We start from the raw sequence: 17,870 nt of genomic DNA, 5'->3' as shown, positions 1-17,870 counted from the left end.
GGCGGGTCGACTGGATCAAGGCAGGCAAGGGCGGGCGCGCAACGGCGCCGAGGGGATGGTCAATTGGCCGGGCACCTTGTTGGGCGGGCGACCACAATCGCGTAAAGACCTGGTGTACTGCAACCGCAGCCGTGCCTCCCATGAGCTGTGGCTGGTGATTGTCGATGCCTCGGCGTCCACTCGGCGGCATCAGGCGCTTAGCGATGCCAAGGGCTTGCTCGCGCAGGTGTTCGACGACGCCTATCGGCAGCGGGCGCGACTGGCGTTGTTGACCGCCAGCGGGCAAGTGCCGAGCTGGCAGGTACAAGGCTTGAAAGCGGCCAAGGGCCTGGGGCGTTGGCTGGATGGCCTGGGCGCCGGTGGAGGGACGCCGTTGCTGGCGGCGTTGACCGAGGCCGGGCATTGGCTGGCGGCGCGGCGCAAGCGCTATCCGGCTGAACAGCAGCGGTTGCTGGTGATTACCGATGGCCGGCTCAAGAATATTGGTCAATTGCCGGTGTTGGATTGCCTGGGGCTGTTGGTGGATATCGAACGTGGGCCGATCCGGCTGGGGCGGGCGCGGGAGCTGGCCGCCGGGTTGCAGGTGGATTATCGGCATATTGATAGCCTGTAGCGCTGCCGCTACCGCTACCGCTATCGCGAGCAAGCCCGCTCCCACATGTGGCCGCGTACATCCTTTGGAATGCGCTTGAATGTGGGAGCTGGCTTGCCTGCGACAAGGCCTTCAAACCCACCGCAAAACGATCAGCTAGCCCCCGGCACATTCGGCCAAAGATCCGCCACCAGAAACAGCCGCTCCGCTTCCTCCCAATCCCCGCCGTTCTCCATCATGCGCACCAACAACTGCGCCGGCGCCATCGGGTCCAGGTCGACCAGCCAGCGCTGCATCTGCTCTTCACTCCAGATTTCTTCCGCCGGGTAATGCGCCGGCGCCAGCCAGGCATGGCGCGGCAGGGGCTGCCAGCGGCCCGGCGGGCTGGCCTGGATAAAGTCCTGCCAATCGCGCTGATGCAACCAGCGCCCGCGCAAATGCTGGGGGTGGGCGCCGAGGGGCGGGGCGGCCTCGCCGGGCCAGGGGTACAACAGGTAGCCGCCGAGCCACAGATGGGCGGTGAACTCCTGGATATCCAGCGTCGCCAGCACCTCCCGGCTTTGCGCCCTGGCCGAGATGGGCAGTTGGTGGTCTGCCAGATGCGCCAGCTTACGATCCAGGCGGTCGTGACAACCCGGACCCAGCCATTGCGCGGTGTCCTGGCCGTTGCCGTCCTGGGGGCCGAGGTAAAGCTTGATCGCCAACTCCAGATGATGCACGCCGTCACGGTCGCGCAGCAGCATGTCCAGCTCACCCAGGGTGTGCCCGGCCTGGCGGATCGGCAGGTTGGCCGCCAGCAACTCCACGCCAGGGGCGTGCTGCACGGCAAATTGCCACAGGCGTTCGTAATACAGGCCCAGGCGCCGGGTGCGTGCCAGGCTCAGCCAATGCAGCAGGGCGCTGCTGTCCTGGTCCAGGCGCCTGAGCCATTGCTCCAGGGCCGCAGGCTGCTGCACCCAGTCACTGCCGGCCAGGGGGTGACGTTGTGGCCAGGGCGTCTGCGCGAGCATCGGCGGGGCGAGGATCACCCACGCCAGGTCCCGCACTGCGGGATGACGCAATTGACGGGGCAGAGGCTGCAGGTCGGGAAACGGATTCATGGTCCGAGCATAGCTGTTTCCTACTCGCCGCGTGACCCCGGGGAGTGTTGAGAACCGTTGTCGTCTGGGGCCTGGGGCGACAAAGGATTTTGTCTAATGCGGCCTTTCGCCCATAATCGTTCTTTTTGCCAGACCCAAACCCTGCAGGAGCCCCATGGAGCAATTTCGCAATATCGGCATCATCGGTCGCCTGGGCAGTACCCAGGTTCTGGACACGGTCCGCCGGCTGAAAAAGTTTCTGCTTGAGCGCCACCTGCATGTGATCCTCGAAGACACCATCGCCGAGATTCTGCCGGGCCACGGCCTGCAGACCTCGTCGCGCAAAATGCTCGGTGAAGTCTGCGACATGGTGATTGTGGTCGGCGGCGACGGCAGCCTGCTGGGCGCCGCCCGGGCCCTGGCGCGGCATAACGTGCCGGTGCTGGGGATCAACCGGGGCAGCCTGGGGTTCCTCACCGATATCCGCCCCGACGACCTGGAAGTTGAAGTGGCCAAGGTGCTGGACGGCCACTACCTGGTGGAAAACCGCTTCCTGCTGCAAGCCGAAGTGCGCCGCCATGGCGAAGCCATCGGCCAGGGCGATGCCCTCAACGATGTGGTGCTGCACCCCGGCAAGTCGACGCGGATGATCGAGTTCGAGCTGTATATCGACGGCCAGTTCGTCTGCAGCCAGAAGGCCGACGGCCTGATTGTCGCCACGCCCACCGGGTCCACGGCCTATGCGCTGTCGGCCGGCGGGCCGATCATGCATCCCAAGCTGGATGCCATTGTGATCGTGCCGATGTACCCCCATATGTTGTCTAGCCGACCGATTGTGGTCGATGGCAACAGTGAGTTGAAAATCGTGGTCTCCAAAGACATGCAGATCTACCCGCAAGTTTCCTGTGACGGGCAGAACCACTTCACCTGCGCCCCCGGTGACACCATCACCGTGAGCAAAAAGGCGCAGAAGCTGCGGTTGATCCACCCACTGGATCACAACTACTACGAAGTGTGCCGCACCAAGCTGGGCTGGGGCAGCCGCTTGGGGGGTGGAGGCGACTGATGCTCGATCCCGCGCGTAGCTACGACCTGATTGGTGACGTGCACGGTTGCGCTCATACCCTTGAGCACCTGCTCGACCAGATGGGTTACCACAAGCAGGGCGGCGTCTGGCGCCACCCATCACGCATGGCGGTGTTCCTCGGCGATATCATCGACCGTGGCCCGCGCATCCGTGAGGCGCTGCATATCGTCCACGACATGGTCGAAGCCGGCCAGGCGCTGTGCATCATGGGCAACCACGAGTTCAACGCCCTGGGCTGGAGCACCCTGGCGCCGCCCGGCAGTGGCAAGCAGTACGTGCGCGAACATTCGCCACGCCACGCGCGGCTGATTCACGAGACCCTGACCCAGTTCGAACACCACCCCGGCGACTGGCATGACTTCCTCGGCTGGTTCTACGACATGCCGTTGTTTGTCGATGCCGGGCGTTTCCGCATGGTGCACGCCTGCTGGGATTCGGGGTTGATCGAACCGCTGCGCCGGCAATTCCCCGACGGCTGCATCGACGAGCATTTCCTGCAGGCGGCGGCGGTGCCGGGCAGTTTTGCCTGCAACGCCTTCGATCGCCTGCTGCGCGGCACCGATATGCGCCTGCCGGACGGCCTGACGCTGACCGGCGGCGATGGCCTGACCCGTTCGTTCTTTCGCACCAAGTTCTGGGAAGACGACCCGAAGACCTACGGCGATATCGTGTTCCAACCGGATGCCTTGCCCGATCCGGTGGCCCGTACGCCGTTGTCTTCGACCGAGAAAAACTCCCTGTTGCGCTATGGCGTCGATGAACCCTTGCTGTTTGTCGGCCATTACTGGCGTAGCGGCAAACCGGCGCCGATCCGCTCGAACCTGGCCTGCCTGGACTACAGCGCAGTGCTCTACGGCAAGCTGGTGGCGTATCGCCTGGATCAGGAAACCTGCCTGGACCCCAACAAGTTCGTGTGGGTCGATGTCGAGCGCCCTGAGGTGATTCATGAGTAACGTGGCCGTTTTACGCTTGCCGCTGACGGTCGACCTGGCTGGCTTCGTCAAGCTGTTGCAGCGCATGCAGGTGCCCCATCGCGTCAGCGAAGAGGCCGGCGAGCAGGTGCTGTGGGTGCCGGACGCGATCAGCGAAGACGTGCGCAGCCTGTATCAGCGTTTCCCGACCGGCGATCCGGACCAGCAGCTGGATATTCCCCAGGAACCGGTAGCCAAGCGTCCCGGCTTCCTCCAGCAACTGCGCCACAGCCCGCTGACCGCAGGTGTGTTGCTGCTGAGCCTGGTCGTCGCTGCGGTCACGATGCTTGGCGACAACCTGCAAACCATGAGCTGGCTGACGTTCCTGAATTTCCACGTGGCCGGTGAGTACCTGTATTTCACGCCCCTGGCCGACAGCCTGGCGGCAGGGCAGTGGTGGCGGTTGGTCACGCCGATGCTGATCCACTTCGGCATCCTCCACCTGGCCATGAACGGCATGTGGTACTGGGAGCTGGGGCGGCGCATCGAGGCCCGTCAGGGCAGTATCAACCTGCTGGGCCTGACGATGCTGTTCAGCCTGGCCTCCAACTATGCGCAATACACCTTTGGCGGGCCCGGCCTGTTCGGTGGTCTGTCCGGCGTGTTGTACGGCTTGCTCGGCCATTGCTGGATCTACCAGTTGCTTGCGCCCAACCCGGCGTATCGCCTGCCGCGCGGCGTGCTGGTGATGATGCTGGTGTGGCTGGTGCTGTGCCTGTCGGGCCTGGTCTCGATGATCGGCTTTGGCGAAATCGCCAATGCGGCCCATGTCGGCGGCCTGGTGGCGGGTTGCATCACCGGTTTGCTCGGCGGGTTGTACAGCTGCCATAAACGTAACGCTTGAATCTTTGCCCATTATTGAAGGAAGAGTCTTATGTCCTCTTTTGCTGAAATGATCGAAAACATCACCCCGGATATCTACCAGAGCCTCAAGCTCGCTGTGGAAATCGGTAAATGGGCCGACGGCCGCAAGCTCACTGCCGAACAGCGCGAGCTGTCGTTGCAGGCCATGATCGCCTGGGAGCTGCAAAACCTGCCGGAAGACCAGCGCACCGGCTATATGGGCCCGCAGGAATGCCAATCGAAGTCGACCCCGGTGGAAAACATCCTGTTCAAGTCGGATGCCATCCATTGATTGAGATTGGCCGTGGTGCAGTCAGCAAGATGTCGGCGCAACTGGGTTCGCCGACCGTTCAATACGCTTTTCGCCTGGGCGACACCGAGGTGCCGGTCAACCCGTTGATTGGCACTCATATACGCCTGGAATACCTCGGTGCGATCCACTGCACCCATTGCGGACGCAAGACCAAGACCAGCTTCAGCCAGGGCTATTGCTACCCGTGCATGACCAAGCTGGCCCAGTGCGACCTGTGCATCATGAGCCCCGAGCGCTGCCATTTCGATGCCGGCACTTGCCGCGATCCGGCCTGGGGCGAGAAATTCTGCATGACCGACCATGTGGTGTACCTGGCGAACTCGTCGGGGATCAAGGTCGGCATCACCCGCGCCACCCAGTTGCCCACGCGCTGGCTGGACCAGGGCGCGAGCCAGGCATTGCCGATCATGCGCGTGGCCACGCGCCAGCAATCGGGCTTTGTCGAAGATGTGCTGCGCAGCCAGGTCGCCGACAAGACCAACTGGCGCGCCTTGCTCAAGGGCGACGCGGCAGCGGTAGACCTTGCGCAGGTACGCGACGAGCTGTTTGTCTCCTGCGCCGATGGCCTGCTGCAATTGCAGGAACGCTTTGGCCTGCAGGCCATCCAACCGGTAACCGATATCGAGCCCCTCGAAATCCGCTACCCGGTGGAGCAATATCCAGCCAAGATCGTCAGTTTCAACCTGGACAAGAACCCGATTGCCGAAGGCACGCTGCTGGGGATCAAGGGCCAATACCTGATCTTCGATACCGGCGTTATCAATATTCGTAAATACACGGCTTACCAGCTCGCCGTGCATCAGTAGAAGGATTTCACGCATGCGCACCGAACAACCGAAGATGATTTACCTGAAGGACTATCAGGCGCCCGAGTACCTGATCGACGAGACTCACCTGACCTTCGAGTTGTTCGAGGACCATAGCCTGGTCCACGCGCAGCTGGTGATGCGCCGCAATCCCGAGCGCGGCACCGGCCTGCCGCCGCTGGTGCTCGATGGCCAGCAGTTGGAACTGCTGAGTGTGGCCCTGGGTGACCAGGAACTGAGCGCCACCGACTACCAATTGAGCGAGAGCCACCTGACGTTGCAGCCGACCAGTGACAGCTTCACGGTCGACACCAGCGTGCGCATCCACCCGCAAACCAACACCGCCCTGGAAGGCTTGTACAAGTCCGGTGGCATGTTCTGTACCCAATGCGAGGCCGAGGGCTTCCGCAAGATCACCTACTACCTTGACCGCCCGGACGTGATGAGCACGTTCACCACCACGGTGATCGCCGAGCAGCACAGCTATCCGGTGCTGCTGTCCAACGGCAACCCGATTGCCAGCGGCCCCGGTGAAGACGGTCGGCACTGGGCGACCTGGGAAGACCCGTTCAAGAAGCCGGCCTACCTGTTCGCCCTGGTGGCCGGCGACCTGTGGTGCGTCGAAGACACCTTCACCACCATGAGCCAGCGCACCGTCGCGCTGCGCATTTATGTCGAGCCGGAAAACATCGACAAGTGCCAGCACGCCATGAACAGCCTGAAGAAGTCCATGCGCTGGGATGAAGAAGTCTATGGTCGCGAATACGACCTGGATATCTTCATGATCGTCGCCGTCAACGACTTCAATATGGGCGCCATGGAAAACAAGGGCCTGAACATCTTCAACTCCAGCGCCGTGCTTGCCCGCGCCGAAACCGCGACCGACGCCGCGCATCAGCGCGTCGAGGCCATCGTCGCCCACGAATACTTCCACAACTGGTCGGGCAACCGCGTGACCTGCCGCGACTGGTTCCAGCTGTCGCTCAAGGAAGGCTTCACGGTGTTCCGCGATTCGCACTTCTCTGCGGATATGAACTCGGCCACCGTCAAGCGTATCCAGGATGTGGCCTACCTGCGCACCCACCAATTCGCCGAAGATGCAGGGCCGATGGCCCACGCTGTGCGCCCGGACAGCTTTATCGAAATCTCCAACTTCTACACCCTGACCGTGTACGAAAAGGGTTCGGAAGTGGTCGGGATGATCCACACCTTGCTCGGCGCCGAGGGCTTTCGCAAAGGCAGTGACCTGTACTTTGAACGCCACGACGGCCAGGCCGTGACCTGTGATGACTTTATCAAGGCCATGGAAGACGCCAACGGTGCCGACCTGACCCAGTTCAAACGCTGGTACAGCCAGGCCGGCACGCCACGCCTGGTAGTGAGCGAGTCCTACGACGCTACCGCCAAGACCTACAGCCTGACCTTGCGCCAGAGCTGCCCGCAAACCCCGGACAACGTAGAAAAACTGCCATTCGTGATTCCGGTGGCCCTGGGCCTGCTGGACGCCAATGGGGCTGATCTGCCGTTGCGTCTGGCCGGTGAAGCGGCGGCGCAGGGCACCTCGCGAGTGTTGTCGGTGACTGAGGCCGAGCAGACGTTCACCTTCGTCGATATCCCTGAACAACCCTTGCCGTCGCTGCTGCGTGGCTTCTCGGCGCCGGTGAAGCTGAGCTTCCCCTACAGCCGTGACCAGTTGATGTTCCTGATGCAGCACGACAGTGACGGCTTCAACCGTTGGGAGGCGGGCCAGCAACTGGCGGTGCAGGTGTTGCAGGACCTGATCAGCCAACACCAGCAGGGCCAGGCCCTGGTGCTGGATCAACGGCTGGTCAATGCGCTGCGCAGCGTGTTGAGCGACGAAAGCCTGGACCAGGCCATGGTCGCCGAAATGTTGTCGTTGCCGGGTGAAGCCTACCTGACCGAAATCAGCGAAGTGGCTGACGTCGATGCGATCCACGCTGCCCGCGAGTTTGCGCGCAAGCAGTTGGCCGATAATCTGTTCGAAGGCCTGTGGCTGCGCTACCAGGCTAACCGCGACCTGTCGCGCAACACGCCTTACGTGGCGTCGGCCGAGCACTTCGCGCGCCGCGCCCTGCAGAACATCGCGCTGTCTTACCTGATGCTCAGCGGCAAGCCCGAAGTACTGGCGGCGACCCTGGAGCAGTTCGACGCGTGTGACAACATGACCGAACGCCTGACGGCATTGGCGGTGCTGGTCAACTCGCCGTTCGATGCCGAGAAGGCCACGGCCCTGCAAGTGTTTGCCGAGAACTTCAAGGACAACCCCCTGGTCATGGACCAATGGTTCAGCGTCCAGGCCGGGAGCGTGTTGCCGGGCGGGCTTGCGCGGGTCAAGGCCCTGATGCAGCACCCGGCGTTCAATATCAAGAACCCGAACAAGGTGCGCGCGCTGGTCGGTGCCTTTGCCGGGCAGAACCTGATCAACTTCCATGCAGCCGATGGCTCGGGCTATCGCTTTCTGGCGGACCTGGTGATCGAGCTGAATGCCTTCAACCCGCAGATCGCCTCGCGGCAGTTGGCGCCACTGACCCGCTGGCGCAAATACGACAGCGCCCGTCAGGCGCTGATGAAGGCTGAGCTGGAGCGCATCCGTGGTTCGGGCGAGCTGTCCAGCGATGTGTTCGAGGTGGTCAGCAAAAGCCTCGCATGACGGCCGACTCACCACTGGCCGCCTACCAGCGGGCCCTGGCCGATGGTTTTGTGGCAGACGACGCGCAACGCCGGGCGGTCGAGGCGTTGCAGGCCTGCCATGGGGCATTGCACCAGGGCGCCGACGCACCGGTCACCGGCGTTTATCTGTGGGGGCCGGTGGGGCGGGGCAAGACCTGGCTGATGGATCAGTTCCACCAGAGCCTGCGAGTGCCCGCGCGGCGCCAGCACTTCCATCACTTCATGGGCTGGGTCCATCAACGTCTGTTCCAGTTGACCGGCACCCCGGACCCTTTGCAGGCCCTGGCCCGCGAGTTGGCCGGGGACGTGCGGGTGCTGTGTTTCGACGAGCTGTTCGTCAATGACATTGGTGACGCGATCATCCTCGGGCGCCTGTTCCAGGTGATGTTCGACGAAGGGGTGGTAATGGTCTGCACCTCCAACCAGCCACCCAGGCAGTTGTACGCCGACGGTTTCAACCGCGAACGCTTCATGCCGGCTATCGAGGCGATTGAGGCCCATATGCAGGTGGTGGCGGTAGACGGCAGTGAGGATCACCGCTTGCATCCGGGCACCGCCGAGCAGCGCTACTGGGTCGATCAACCACGAGCATTGGCCGCGGTTTTCCAGCGTTTGAGCGCTGGACAAGCCTGCAGTGAGGCGCCGGTTATGGTCGGTTCGCGGCGCATTGTTACGGTGCAGTCCAGCGAAACGGTGCTGTGGTGCCGCTACGCTGATCTGTGCGAACAACCGCTGGCGGCCATGGATTTCATGCAGCTGTGTGATCGCTATAGCGCCATATTGCTCGGCGAAGTGCCCGGGCTGAGCGCCTCGACACGTCCTGGGCGGATTGCCCGTGGTACCGAGGATGGTGCCCAGCGCGTGGAGGCGGGCGACCGCGAGCTGCCGGCGTTGTCGGTGCACGATGACAGTGTGCGCCGGTTTATCGCCCTGGTGGATGAGTGCTACGACCGCAAGGTCCCGCTGTACATCGAAGCCAGGGTGCCCTTGGCCGAGTTGTACACCGAGGGTTACCTGGAGTTTGCGTTCCGCCGCACCCTCAGTCGTTTGCAAGAAATGCAGTTGCAACGCTTTGGTCAGTAGTGGCCATTGGCCCACTGACACAATCATTTGCCTGATGGCTTTTTCCCGCGCCAAGTTGTAGTTAATCTCCTTCATCTAACCCCTACACCCCGCTTACAATCGAGCTTTTGCGGGGAGCTCATCCCTGCCGGGCAGTTATCGAGGAAGGAAATGGAAGCCGCAGAAATATTGGTGCTGCAAGCCAGCTACAGCAACTCCGTGCACGCCGAGGCCATTGGCCTGTTGCTCAACCACTATGCACAAGACCCCATGGGCGGTGGCCATGCCCTGTCCGCCGACCTGCTGCAACAATTGCCGGCGGAATTGGCCAAGCGTCCCCATGCCTTCAGCGTGCTGGCCTTTGTTGGCGGCGAGCCTGCCGGGCTCGTTAACTGTTTTGAAGGGTTTTCGACCTTTGCCTGCCGGCCGCTGGTCAACGTGCATGATGTGGTGGTCAAGGAACCGTTCCGAGGCCTGGGCCTGAGCCAGAAAATGCTGCAAAAGGTCGAGGAAATCGCCCGCCAGCGCGGTTGCTGCAAGATCACCCTGGAAGTGCTGGAAGGTAATCCAGTGGCGCAGGCGTCGTACCGCAAGTTTGGCTTCGATGACTCGATCTTCGACCCTGCCCATGGCCGCATGCTGTTCTGGAGCAAGGCCCTCTAAATCCTCAGGTCGTTCCCGCGCTCCCCTTGGGAAGGTTCGACCAGGCAAAAAAAAGCGCCCCGTACAGGGCGCCAAATTGACCTTCACCACCAGAGCATAATGGTGCCGGGTATTACTCGTGCATCAGCCTTTGGGTTGCTCAGCATCCCGCGTGTGTTGGGTGGATCCGGATTCAGCACCCTTGGCGTCGGCAGCCGCCGTCTGTTCGGTGTCGCTGTGGATTTGTTTCTGGGTGAAGCTGAAATTATCGAAGTGCTCCTTCACGCGCTCAGCGCCGCCTTCGGCGAAGGCGGCAGCGGAGGTCAGGCCCAGCAGGCCAGCAAGCATCAAGGTTGAAAGTTTCATCGCAGGTATTCCCATTAAAAAGTGATCGTGTCTGCACCGTCCCTGGTCAGATTTATGGGAATAGTCTGTAGGAAGCTAATTAAGTGGGGGTTAACGTCAAGCACATCCAGAGTTAACCGCAGGGGTTAACTCTGGACGGGGCGCGGGTCGTTTACTTCTGGACCACACTCCGGGGTGCGGTACTGGCTTTGGGCTTGATCAGGCTGAAGTCGATCAAGGCCTTCTGCGAACGCTGGTAGGGATCGCCGATCAGCAATGGCCGTGGCTTGAAGCTGTCGCTGACCAGGCTGCGGCTGCGGTCCAGTTCGTCGAAACTCAAGCCGGCCAGGTCGGCCCAGGTATGAATCAACTGCGAGCTGCTGTAGGGCCGTTGTATATCGCCCTGCATGTTCCAGTCGTGGGTGGCGCGCCACTTCGGCGAGGCCCAGGTCATGAAGGGGATGGTGTACATCGGGGCTGTCGGTTTGCCCTCGTTGCGGCCCAGGGTGTCATGGCCCGCTGAGTCGAACACATCCTCGCCGTGGTCGGAGAGGTACAGCAGGAACCCATTGGGGTCGGTCTTGGCGTAGTCCTTGATCAGGCTCGACACCACGAAGTCGTTGTAGCGCACTGCGTTGTCATAGCTGTTGTAGGTCGGCAGCTGGTCGTCACTGACCGCGTCCGGGACACCCTGGCGGTCGGTAAAGGTGTCGAAGCTTGGCGGGTAGCGGTACTGATAGCTCATATGGGTACCCAGCAGGTGCACCACGATCAGCTTGCGCTCGGCCTTGTCGGCCAGGGCCTTGGAGAACGGCTCCAGCACGTCGCCATCGTACTGGCGGGCGTTCTGGTTACGGTTGTTGTTGAGGTACACCTGCTCGTCGGCCTGTTCGGAGAACGTGGTGAGCATGGTGTTGCGCTTGGTCATGGTCTGCTGGTTGGTGATCCAGAAGGTCTTGTAGCCAGCCTGTTTCATCATGCTGACGATGGAAGGGGTCTTCAGATACAGATCCGGATTGTCTTCATCGGCAAAGGTCAGTACCTGTTGCAGCGCCTCGATGGTGTAGGGGCGCGGGGTGATGACGTTGTCGAACACATCCAATTGGTCACGCAGCTTGTCCAGCTCCGGCGTGGTCTTGCGCGGGTAGCCGTAGAGGCTCATGCGCTGCCGGTTGGTGGACTCGCCGATCACCAGCACCAGGGTCGACGGTTGGCCGGCCATGCTGTCCTTGAAGTTGCTCAGGGGCGGGATCTTGCTGACGTTGTCGAGCATGCCCTGCATGTTGTTCAACTGCTGGGTGTAGCGGCGATAGGCAACAATCATCTGCCACGGCACGGCAGGTTCGACTCGGGTTTCGAAGCCATCGATGGCCCGTTCCAGGGTGTCGTTGGTGGCAATCTGCTTGACCAGCGGATAGCCGACAATCGCCAGCACAATGGCCGTCGCCGCGACCATTGCCCGGCCCCGGGGCAGGTAGACCGGGCGCACACGGGTCCAGAGGAAGACGGCCAGGGCTGTGTGGGCAATAAAGGCCAGCACGATCCACCAGGCAAAGTATTGCGTTGCATACTCGCCGGCTTCAGAGATGTTCGACTCGAACATGATGAAGATGACGCTCTGGGAAAATTCCTGCTGGTAAATAAAGAAGTAGCCCAGGCTGGCCATGGAACAGGCCCACAGCACCACACCGATCAGCGCGGCGAGTAGCCGGGCGCGACGCGGGAACAGCAGCATGGGTGCCAACCACAGCGCACTCATGAAGAACGCCTGGCGGAAACCACTGAAGCCCGAGGTGCCGGTCAGTTGGATCAGCAGTTGGGTAATACCGGAGAAATACCAGAAAAACAGGAACATCCAGCCCAGGCCGGCCCAATCAAACCCTTTTGCAGACTTCGTGCTCGCCATGCAGCGCTCCAACCCGATAATTGCCGCCGCCCATGCGCGAGGCGGCGTTCTGGCGCAGGATTATCGGGAAGGGCGGGTGAAAAGTTTGTGAGTTGGACCTGGGGTTCAGCAGGTAATGGCTTGGTTTGCCAACTGAGCCTGCAACTGCGCCCGCAGACGGATCACTTCCTGCTGCAACTGCTCGCGTTCGTCCTTCAGCTGGCGCAGTTCGTCGCGGCGGACGGTGACGTATAGGGTCTGTGGCGGGCGTGTCATCTGTGCTGTGCGCATTGCTTACCTCGCAAATAGCCGGTGTATCGCGGTGCCAGAGCGCTTGAGTCGAGGCCCTTGGCAGGAGTCAGGGGCGATTCTGATTTCTTTTTGGGCTCAAGGGAACTTTTTTATTTTTCAGGGTCGCTGTGACTTTTCTGCCAGTGATGGTGAAACGATGGCCTCTTTTTGTGATGAAACTAGTGCGATTGGCGCCGGACTAATTCGTCATTGCGCTATAAACTGTGTCACACATTTTTATTTGTAGTTGGGAGCATCAATACATGCAACTGGGGATTATCGGACTAGGCCGCATGGGCGGGAATATTGCGCGCCGCTTGATGCTCAATGGGCATACCACCGTGGTCTACGACCGCAATGAAGCATTCGTCAAAGGCTTGAGTGAAGAGGGCGCGACCGGCGTTGCTGATCTGCCTGCCCTGGTCGCGGGCCTGCAAAAGCCGCGGGCTGTCTGGGTCATGTTACCGGCGGGCGAGCCCACCGAAACCACGATCAACGACCTGAGCGAACTGATGGAACCCGGCGATGTGATCATCGACGGCGGCAACACCTTCTATAAAGATGACGTACGTCGCGGCAAGGCCCTGGCGGAAAAAGGCCTACACTACATCGACGTCGGCACTTCCGGTGGCGTGTGGGGCCTGGAGCGCGGTTACTGCATGATGATTGGCGGCGACGCCGAGACCGTCAAGCACCTGGACCCGATCTTCGCCACCCTCGCGCCGGGCCTGGGCGATATCCCGCGCACCAAGGACCGTACCGCTACCGACGACCGCGCCGAACGTGGCTATATCCACGCCGGCCCTGCCGGTTCCGGGCACTTCGTGAAGATGATCCACAACGGCATCGAGTACGGCATGATGCAGGCGTTTGCCGAAGGCTTTGACATTCTCAAGACCAAGAACTCGGAAAACCTGCCGCCAGAACAACGTTTTGACCTGAACGTGGCCGATATCGCCGAAGTCTGGCGTCGCGGCAGCGTTGTGTCCTCCTGGCTGCTCGACCTCACAGCCGATGCCCTGGCGACCGACCCCAAGCTCGACGGTTACTCCGGTTCCGTGGCCGACAGCGGCGAAGGGCGCTGGACCATCGAAGCGGCCATGGAGCAATCGGTACCGGTACCGGTGCTGTCCAACTCGTTGTTTGCCCGGTTCCGCTCGCGCCAGCAAAGCACTTACGGTGACAAGCTGCTGTCGGCCATGCGCTTCGGCTTTGGCGGCCATGTGGAGACTTCCAAAAAATGACGGCCACCGGCAAGAAACCCAAGGCCGAACCCGCTCCACCCACTACCTTGTTCCTGTTCGGCGCCCATGGCGACCTGGTCAAGCGCCTGCTGATGCCGGCGCTGTACAACCTCAGTCGCGATGGCTTGCTGGGTGAGGGGCTGCGGATTGTCGGGGTGGATCACAACGCTATCAGCGATGCAGACTTCGCCAAGAAACTCGAAGACTTCATCCGCACCGAAGCAGCGAGCAAGGTCAAGGGGAATGCCGAACATGCACTGGACCCACAGTTGTGGGCCCAGTTGGCCAAGGGCATCAGCTACGTGCAGGGCGATTTTCTCGATGACGGCACCTATGCCGACATCGCCAGCAAAATCGCCGACAGCGGCACGGGCAACGCGGTGTTCTACCTGGCCACCGCGCCGCGCTTCTTCAGTGAAGTGGTGCAGCGCCTGGGCCGGGCCAACCTGCTGGAGGAAAGCCCCGGGGCTTTCCGCCGCGTGGTCATCGAAAAGCCGTTCGGCTCCGACCTGGCCACCGCCGAGGCGCTCAACGCCTGTCTGCTCAAGGTCATGACTGAGAAGCAGATCTACCGCATCGACCATTACCTGGGCAAGGAAACGGTGCAGAACATTCTGATCAGCCGTTTCTCCAACGTGCTGTTCGAGGCGTTCTGGAACAACCACTACATTGACCACGTGCAGATCACCGCTGCCGAAACGGTCGGTGTGGAAACCCGGGGCAGTTTCTTCGAAAACACCGGCACCCTGCGCGATATGGTGCCCAACCACCTGTTCCAGTTGCTGGCGATGATTGCCATGGAACCGCCGGCAGCCTTTGGCGCCGATGCGGTGCGTGGCGAGAAGGCCAAGGTGATCGGGGCCGTGCGCCCCTGGTCGCTGGAGGATGCACGGGCCAACTCGGTGCGCGGCCAGTACACCGCCGGCGAGATCGGCGGCAAGGCGCTGCCGGGCTATCGGCAGGAGGCCAATGTGGCCCCGGACAGCAGCACCGAAACCTTCGTTGCGCTCAAGGTGATGATTGATAACTGGCGTTGGGTCGGCGTGCCGTTCTACCTGCGCACCGGCAAGCGCATGAGCGTGCGCGACACCGAAATCGTTATCTGCTTCAAACCAGCGCCCTATGCCCAGTTTCGCGATACCGAAGTCGACGAGGTCAAGCCGACGTACCTGAAAATCCAGATCCAGCCCAATGAAGGCATGTGGTTCGACCTGCTGGCGAAAAAGCCCGGGCCGACCCTGGACATGGCCAACATCCAGCTGGGCTTTGCCTACAAGGACTTCTTCGAGATGCAGCCTTCCACCGGCTACGAGACGCTGATCTATGATTGCCTGACCGGCGATCAGACCCTGTTCCAGCGTGCCGATAACATCGAAAACGGCTGGCGTGCGGTACAACCGTTTCTCGATGCCTGGCAGAAGGACGATGGCATTCAGGCTTACAAGGCCGGGGAAGACGGCCCAGCGGCAGCGGATGCGTTGCTGGCCCGTGATGGCCGCGCCTGGCATAGCCTCGGATGAGTGAGGAGACGATTCACCCCATCCGTTTTTTGTTGAGTGATATGGACGGCACCTTGTTGCTGCCCGATCACAGCCTCAGCCAGCGCACCATCGCTGCCGTGCGGGCGCTGCGCGAAGCCGGGGTGTTTTTCAGCCTGGCCACCGGGCGGCCGCCGAGGGCGATGTTGCAGCAGATCGAAGCCCTGGGCGTCGATGTGCCCACGGCGGGGTTCAACGGCGGCACCCTGGTGAACCCGGATGGCAGCATTCTGGTGGCCCACCACTTGCCGGCAGAGGCAGCGTTGATCACCCTGGCACTGTTGTGCGACCAGCCGGAGGTGGAAATATGGGTGTTTGCCGATGGTGAGTGGCTGCTGCGTGACCCCTCGGGCCCGATGGTGCCTCGGGAGCAGCATGGCCTCGGTTATGCGCCGGTCGTGGTGGAGAGTTTCGAGCCGTTCCTGGGGCGGATCGACAAGATCGTCGCCGCCAGCGCCAATGCACAGTTGCTGGTCGAGCTGGAAGCGCGCTTGCAGCCCAAGGTTGCAGGCTTGGCTCAGGTTTCGCGTTCGCAGCCGGTCTATCTCGATATCACCGCAATGAAGGCCAACAAGGGCGATGCCCTGAAAACCCTGGCTGCGCACCTTGGGGTAGCGCTGGAGCAGACGGCAGCCATCGGCGATGGTGGCAATGATCCGGCGATGTTTGAAGTGGCCGGGTTGTCGATTGCCATGGGGCAGGCAGAAGAGGTGGTCAAACGTCAGGCCAACCTGGTCACCGGCAGCAATGTCGAGGACGGTGCTGCCGAAGCCATTGAACGGTTGATCCTTCACAGCCAGTAACTGACCCCGTACCAGCCCAGCACGCCCATCACCACCGTGTACGGCAGCGCCATCCACACCATGCGCCCGTAGGACAGGCGAATCAGCGGCGCAATCGCCGACGTCAACAAGAACAGGAACGCTGCCTGGCCATTGGGCGTTGCCACGCTGGGCAGGTTGGTCCCGGTATTGATCGCGATGGCCAGGGTCTCGAAATGCTCGCGGCTCATATGCCCGGACACAAACGCCTGCTTGACCTCGGTGATATAGATTGTTGCTACAAACACGTTGTCGCTGATGGCTGACAGCAGGCCGTTGGCAATAAACAGCATGCCCGGCTGCTGGTCGGCGGGCAGGGCCAGCACCCACTGGATCAGTGGGTTGAACAACTGTTGATCATGTATCACCGCGACCACGGCGAAAAACACCACCAGCAGGGCAGTAAAGGGCAGGGCGTCCTTGAAGGCGTTGCCGATGCGATGTTCTTCGGTAATCCCGGTGAAGGCGGTGATCAGTACAATTACCAGCAGGCCGATCAAGCCAACCTCGGCGATATGCAAGGCCAGCCCGGCGATCAGAATCAGTGCAGCCAGGCCTTGGACAATCAGCGCTGCGCGCTGGCGCGGGGTGCGTTCGGCGTTGTCCTCATGGGCGTAGTTGGCCAGCACCTGACGCACGTTGTCCGGCAGCAGGGTGCCATAGCCAAACCAGCGCAGCTTTTCCAGCAGCACGCAGGTCACCAGGCCCGCCGCCAGCACTGGCAACGAGACCGGGGCGATCTGTTGGAAGAACTGGCTGAAGTTCCAGCCCATTTCGTGGCCGATCAACAGATTCTGCGGTTCGCCCACCAAGGTACACACGCCACCCAGAGCAGTGCCGACGGCGCCGTGCATCAACAGGCTGCGCAGGAAGGCGCGGAACTGCTCCAGGTCGGCGTGGTGCAAGGTGGGCAGGTGATGGTCGTCGCTATACTCGCTGTCCTGGCGTGGATCATTGCCTGAAGCCACCCGGTGATACACCGAATAGAAGCCCACGGCGGCACTGATAATCACCGCAGTGACGGTCAAGGCATCGAGAAAGGCTGACAGGAAGGCCGACAAGAAGCAGAACATCAGCCCCAGCAGTGCCTTGGACCGCACGCCCAGCAGCAGGCGCGAAAACAGGTACAGCAGCAAGTCCTTCATAAAGTAGATGCCGGCCACCATAAACATCAGCAGCAGGATCACCGGGAAGTTATGCAGCAGCTCGTCGTACAGCGCCTGAGGCGTGGTCATGCGCAATAGCAGCGCCTCGACCATCAACAGCCCTCCGGGCATCAACGGGTAGCAGTGCAGCGCCATAGCCAGGGTGAAAATGAACTCTGCCACCAGCAACCAGCCGGCCGCGACCGGACCGAAAGCCCAAAGCACCAGGGGGTTGAGGATCAGGAACGTGAGGATGCTGGCCTTGTACCAACGGGGCGAGTGCCCAAGGAAATTATGGGCGAAGGCCTGGGCCATTGATCCGGACATGGGGTGCTCCTGGGGGCGAGAAGTGCGCAAGGTGCCCGAGGCTCACTGGAAGATCAAGTGATCATGGCATGGCGGCTATATAAAAAGGGCGAGACGAAAGTTTCAGGCACGCAAACCCGTGGCGAGGATCAAACTCACTCGCCACGGGTTTAATAGTCTTAACAAGTTGCAGCCGATATAAGAGGCGA

The 17,870-nt window shown here is 61.6% G+C and carries 17 protein-coding genes; 12 read left to right on the top strand and 5 right to left on the bottom strand.

Annotated elements, in window-relative coordinates; all coding sequences use genetic code 11:
- The first annotated feature begins 10 nt into the window (after positions 1–10).
- Entirely contained in the window at positions 11–613 is a 603-nt protein-coding gene (locus tag PSFL_RS09505; RefSeq protein WP_057436751.1) for a VWA domain-containing protein, read from the top strand.
- A 131-nt stretch (positions 614–744) separates the two neighbouring features.
- On the opposite strand, the gene PSFL_RS09500 is transcribed toward PSFL_RS09505, so the two are convergent.
- Positions 745–1,692 carry a DUF1853 family protein gene (locus PSFL_RS09500; RefSeq protein WP_057436748.1) on the bottom strand — a complete coding sequence of 316 codons (948 nt, stop codon included), beginning with the start codon at positions 1,690–1,692 and terminating at the stop codon, positions 745–747.
- Between the two features lie 154 nt (positions 1,693–1,846).
- Between PSFL_RS09500 and PSFL_RS09495 the strand changes: the two genes are divergently transcribed.
- The 8 genes from PSFL_RS09495 (at position 1,847) to PSFL_RS09460 (ending at position 10,107) form a co-directional block, all read left to right on the top strand.
- Positions 1,847–2,737, top strand: coding sequence for an NAD(+) kinase (locus tag PSFL_RS09495; RefSeq protein ID WP_010210870.1), 891 nt, complete (start codon positions 1,847–1,849; stop codon positions 2,735–2,737).
- Positions 2,734–3,711 (top strand): metallophosphoesterase, encoded by a 978-nt coding sequence (locus PSFL_RS09490; RefSeq protein WP_232544797.1) that lies wholly within the window; start codon positions 2,734–2,736, stop codon positions 3,709–3,711. The genes PSFL_RS09495 and PSFL_RS09490 overlap by 4 nt, the downstream gene beginning before the upstream one ends.
- The gene (locus tag PSFL_RS09485) at positions 3,704–4,573 is read left to right on the top strand and encodes a rhomboid family intramembrane serine protease (RefSeq protein WP_397469945.1); all 870 of its coding nucleotides are present in this window, start codon (positions 3,704–3,706) and stop codon (positions 4,571–4,573) included. Before PSFL_RS09490 ends, PSFL_RS09485 begins: the two co-directional genes overlap by 8 nt.
- Positions 4,574–4,603: 30 nt before the next feature.
- Entirely contained in the window at positions 4,604–4,864 is a 261-nt protein-coding gene (locus PSFL_RS09480) for a YeaC family protein (RefSeq protein ID WP_057436741.1), read from the top strand.
- Positions 4,861–5,691 (top strand): DUF2797 domain-containing protein, encoded by an 831-nt coding sequence (locus PSFL_RS09475; RefSeq protein ID WP_057436738.1) that lies wholly within the window; start codon positions 4,861–4,863, stop codon positions 5,689–5,691. Before PSFL_RS09480 ends, PSFL_RS09475 begins: the two co-directional genes overlap by 4 nt.
- A gap of 13 nt (positions 5,692–5,704) precedes the next feature.
- Positions 5,705–8,362 carry an aminopeptidase N gene (gene pepN, locus PSFL_RS09470; RefSeq protein WP_057436737.1) on the top strand — a complete coding sequence of 886 codons (2,658 nt, stop codon included), beginning with the start codon at positions 5,705–5,707 and terminating at the stop codon, positions 8,360–8,362.
- The gene (zapE, locus tag PSFL_RS09465; RefSeq protein WP_057436735.1) at positions 8,359–9,465 is read left to right on the top strand and encodes a cell division protein ZapE; all 1,107 of its coding nucleotides are present in this window, start codon (positions 8,359–8,361) and stop codon (positions 9,463–9,465) included. The genes pepN and zapE overlap by 4 nt, the downstream gene beginning before the upstream one ends.
- A gap of 150 nt (positions 9,466–9,615) precedes the next feature.
- Positions 9,616–10,107: a GNAT family N-acetyltransferase gene (locus tag PSFL_RS09460; RefSeq protein ID WP_057436733.1), complete on the top strand. Its 492-nt coding sequence runs from the start codon at positions 9,616–9,618 to the stop codon at positions 10,105–10,107.
- A 123-nt stretch (positions 10,108–10,230) separates the two neighbouring features.
- Here PSFL_RS09460 and PSFL_RS09455 read toward each other — a convergent pair whose 3' ends face one another.
- The 3 genes from PSFL_RS09455 to PSFL_RS09445 form a co-directional block, all read right to left on the bottom strand.
- Entirely contained in the window at positions 10,231–10,452 is a 222-nt protein-coding gene (locus PSFL_RS09455) for a hypothetical protein (protein ID WP_057436731.1), read from the bottom strand.
- Positions 10,453–10,603: 151 nt separating this feature from the next.
- Positions 10,604–12,337, bottom strand: a complete 1,734-nt coding sequence (locus PSFL_RS09450; protein WP_057959423.1) for a phosphoethanolamine transferase CptA — start codon at positions 12,335–12,337, stop codon at positions 10,604–10,606.
- A gap of 105 nt (positions 12,338–12,442) precedes the next feature.
- Positions 12,443–12,592 (bottom strand): DUF6026 family protein, encoded by a 150-nt coding sequence (locus tag PSFL_RS09445; RefSeq protein ID WP_220172963.1) that lies wholly within the window; start codon positions 12,590–12,592, stop codon positions 12,443–12,445.
- 278 nt (positions 12,593–12,870) lie between these two features.
- Between PSFL_RS09445 and gnd the strand changes: the two genes are divergently transcribed.
- From gnd to PSFL_RS09430, 3 genes are read left to right on the top strand one after another with little or no spacing between them, the layout of a single operon-like run.
- A complete protein-coding gene (gene gnd / locus PSFL_RS09440; RefSeq protein WP_057959424.1) occupies positions 12,871–13,851 on the top strand; it encodes a phosphogluconate dehydrogenase (NAD(+)-dependent, decarboxylating) in 981 nt (326 codons plus the stop codon).
- Positions 13,848–15,371 (top strand): glucose-6-phosphate dehydrogenase, encoded by a 1,524-nt coding sequence (gene zwf, locus PSFL_RS09435; protein WP_115128294.1) that lies wholly within the window; start codon positions 13,848–13,850, stop codon positions 15,369–15,371. Before gnd ends, zwf begins: the two co-directional genes overlap by 4 nt.
- Positions 15,368–16,192, top strand: a complete 825-nt coding sequence (locus PSFL_RS09430; protein WP_057436724.1) for an HAD family hydrolase — start codon at positions 15,368–15,370, stop codon at positions 16,190–16,192. The genes zwf and PSFL_RS09430 overlap by 4 nt, the downstream gene beginning before the upstream one ends.
- On the opposite strand, the gene nhaB is transcribed toward PSFL_RS09430, so the two are convergent.
- Positions 16,180–17,682 carry a sodium/proton antiporter NhaB gene (nhaB, locus tag PSFL_RS09425; RefSeq protein ID WP_169960352.1) on the bottom strand — a complete coding sequence of 501 codons (1,503 nt, stop codon included), beginning with the start codon at positions 17,680–17,682 and terminating at the stop codon, positions 16,180–16,182. The two genes, PSFL_RS09430 and nhaB, sit on opposite strands and share 13 nt — an antisense overlap.
- Between the last annotated feature and the right edge of the window lie 188 nt (positions 17,683–17,870).

This window comes from Pseudomonas sp. DD1 (assembly GCF_044510355.1).
Lineage (GTDB): Bacteria > Pseudomonadota > Gammaproteobacteria > Pseudomonadales > Pseudomonadaceae > Aquipseudomonas > Aquipseudomonas shahriarae.
The sequence above is the reverse complement of the archived record's forward strand: the minus strand, read 5'-3'. Positions and strand labels throughout refer to the sequence as shown.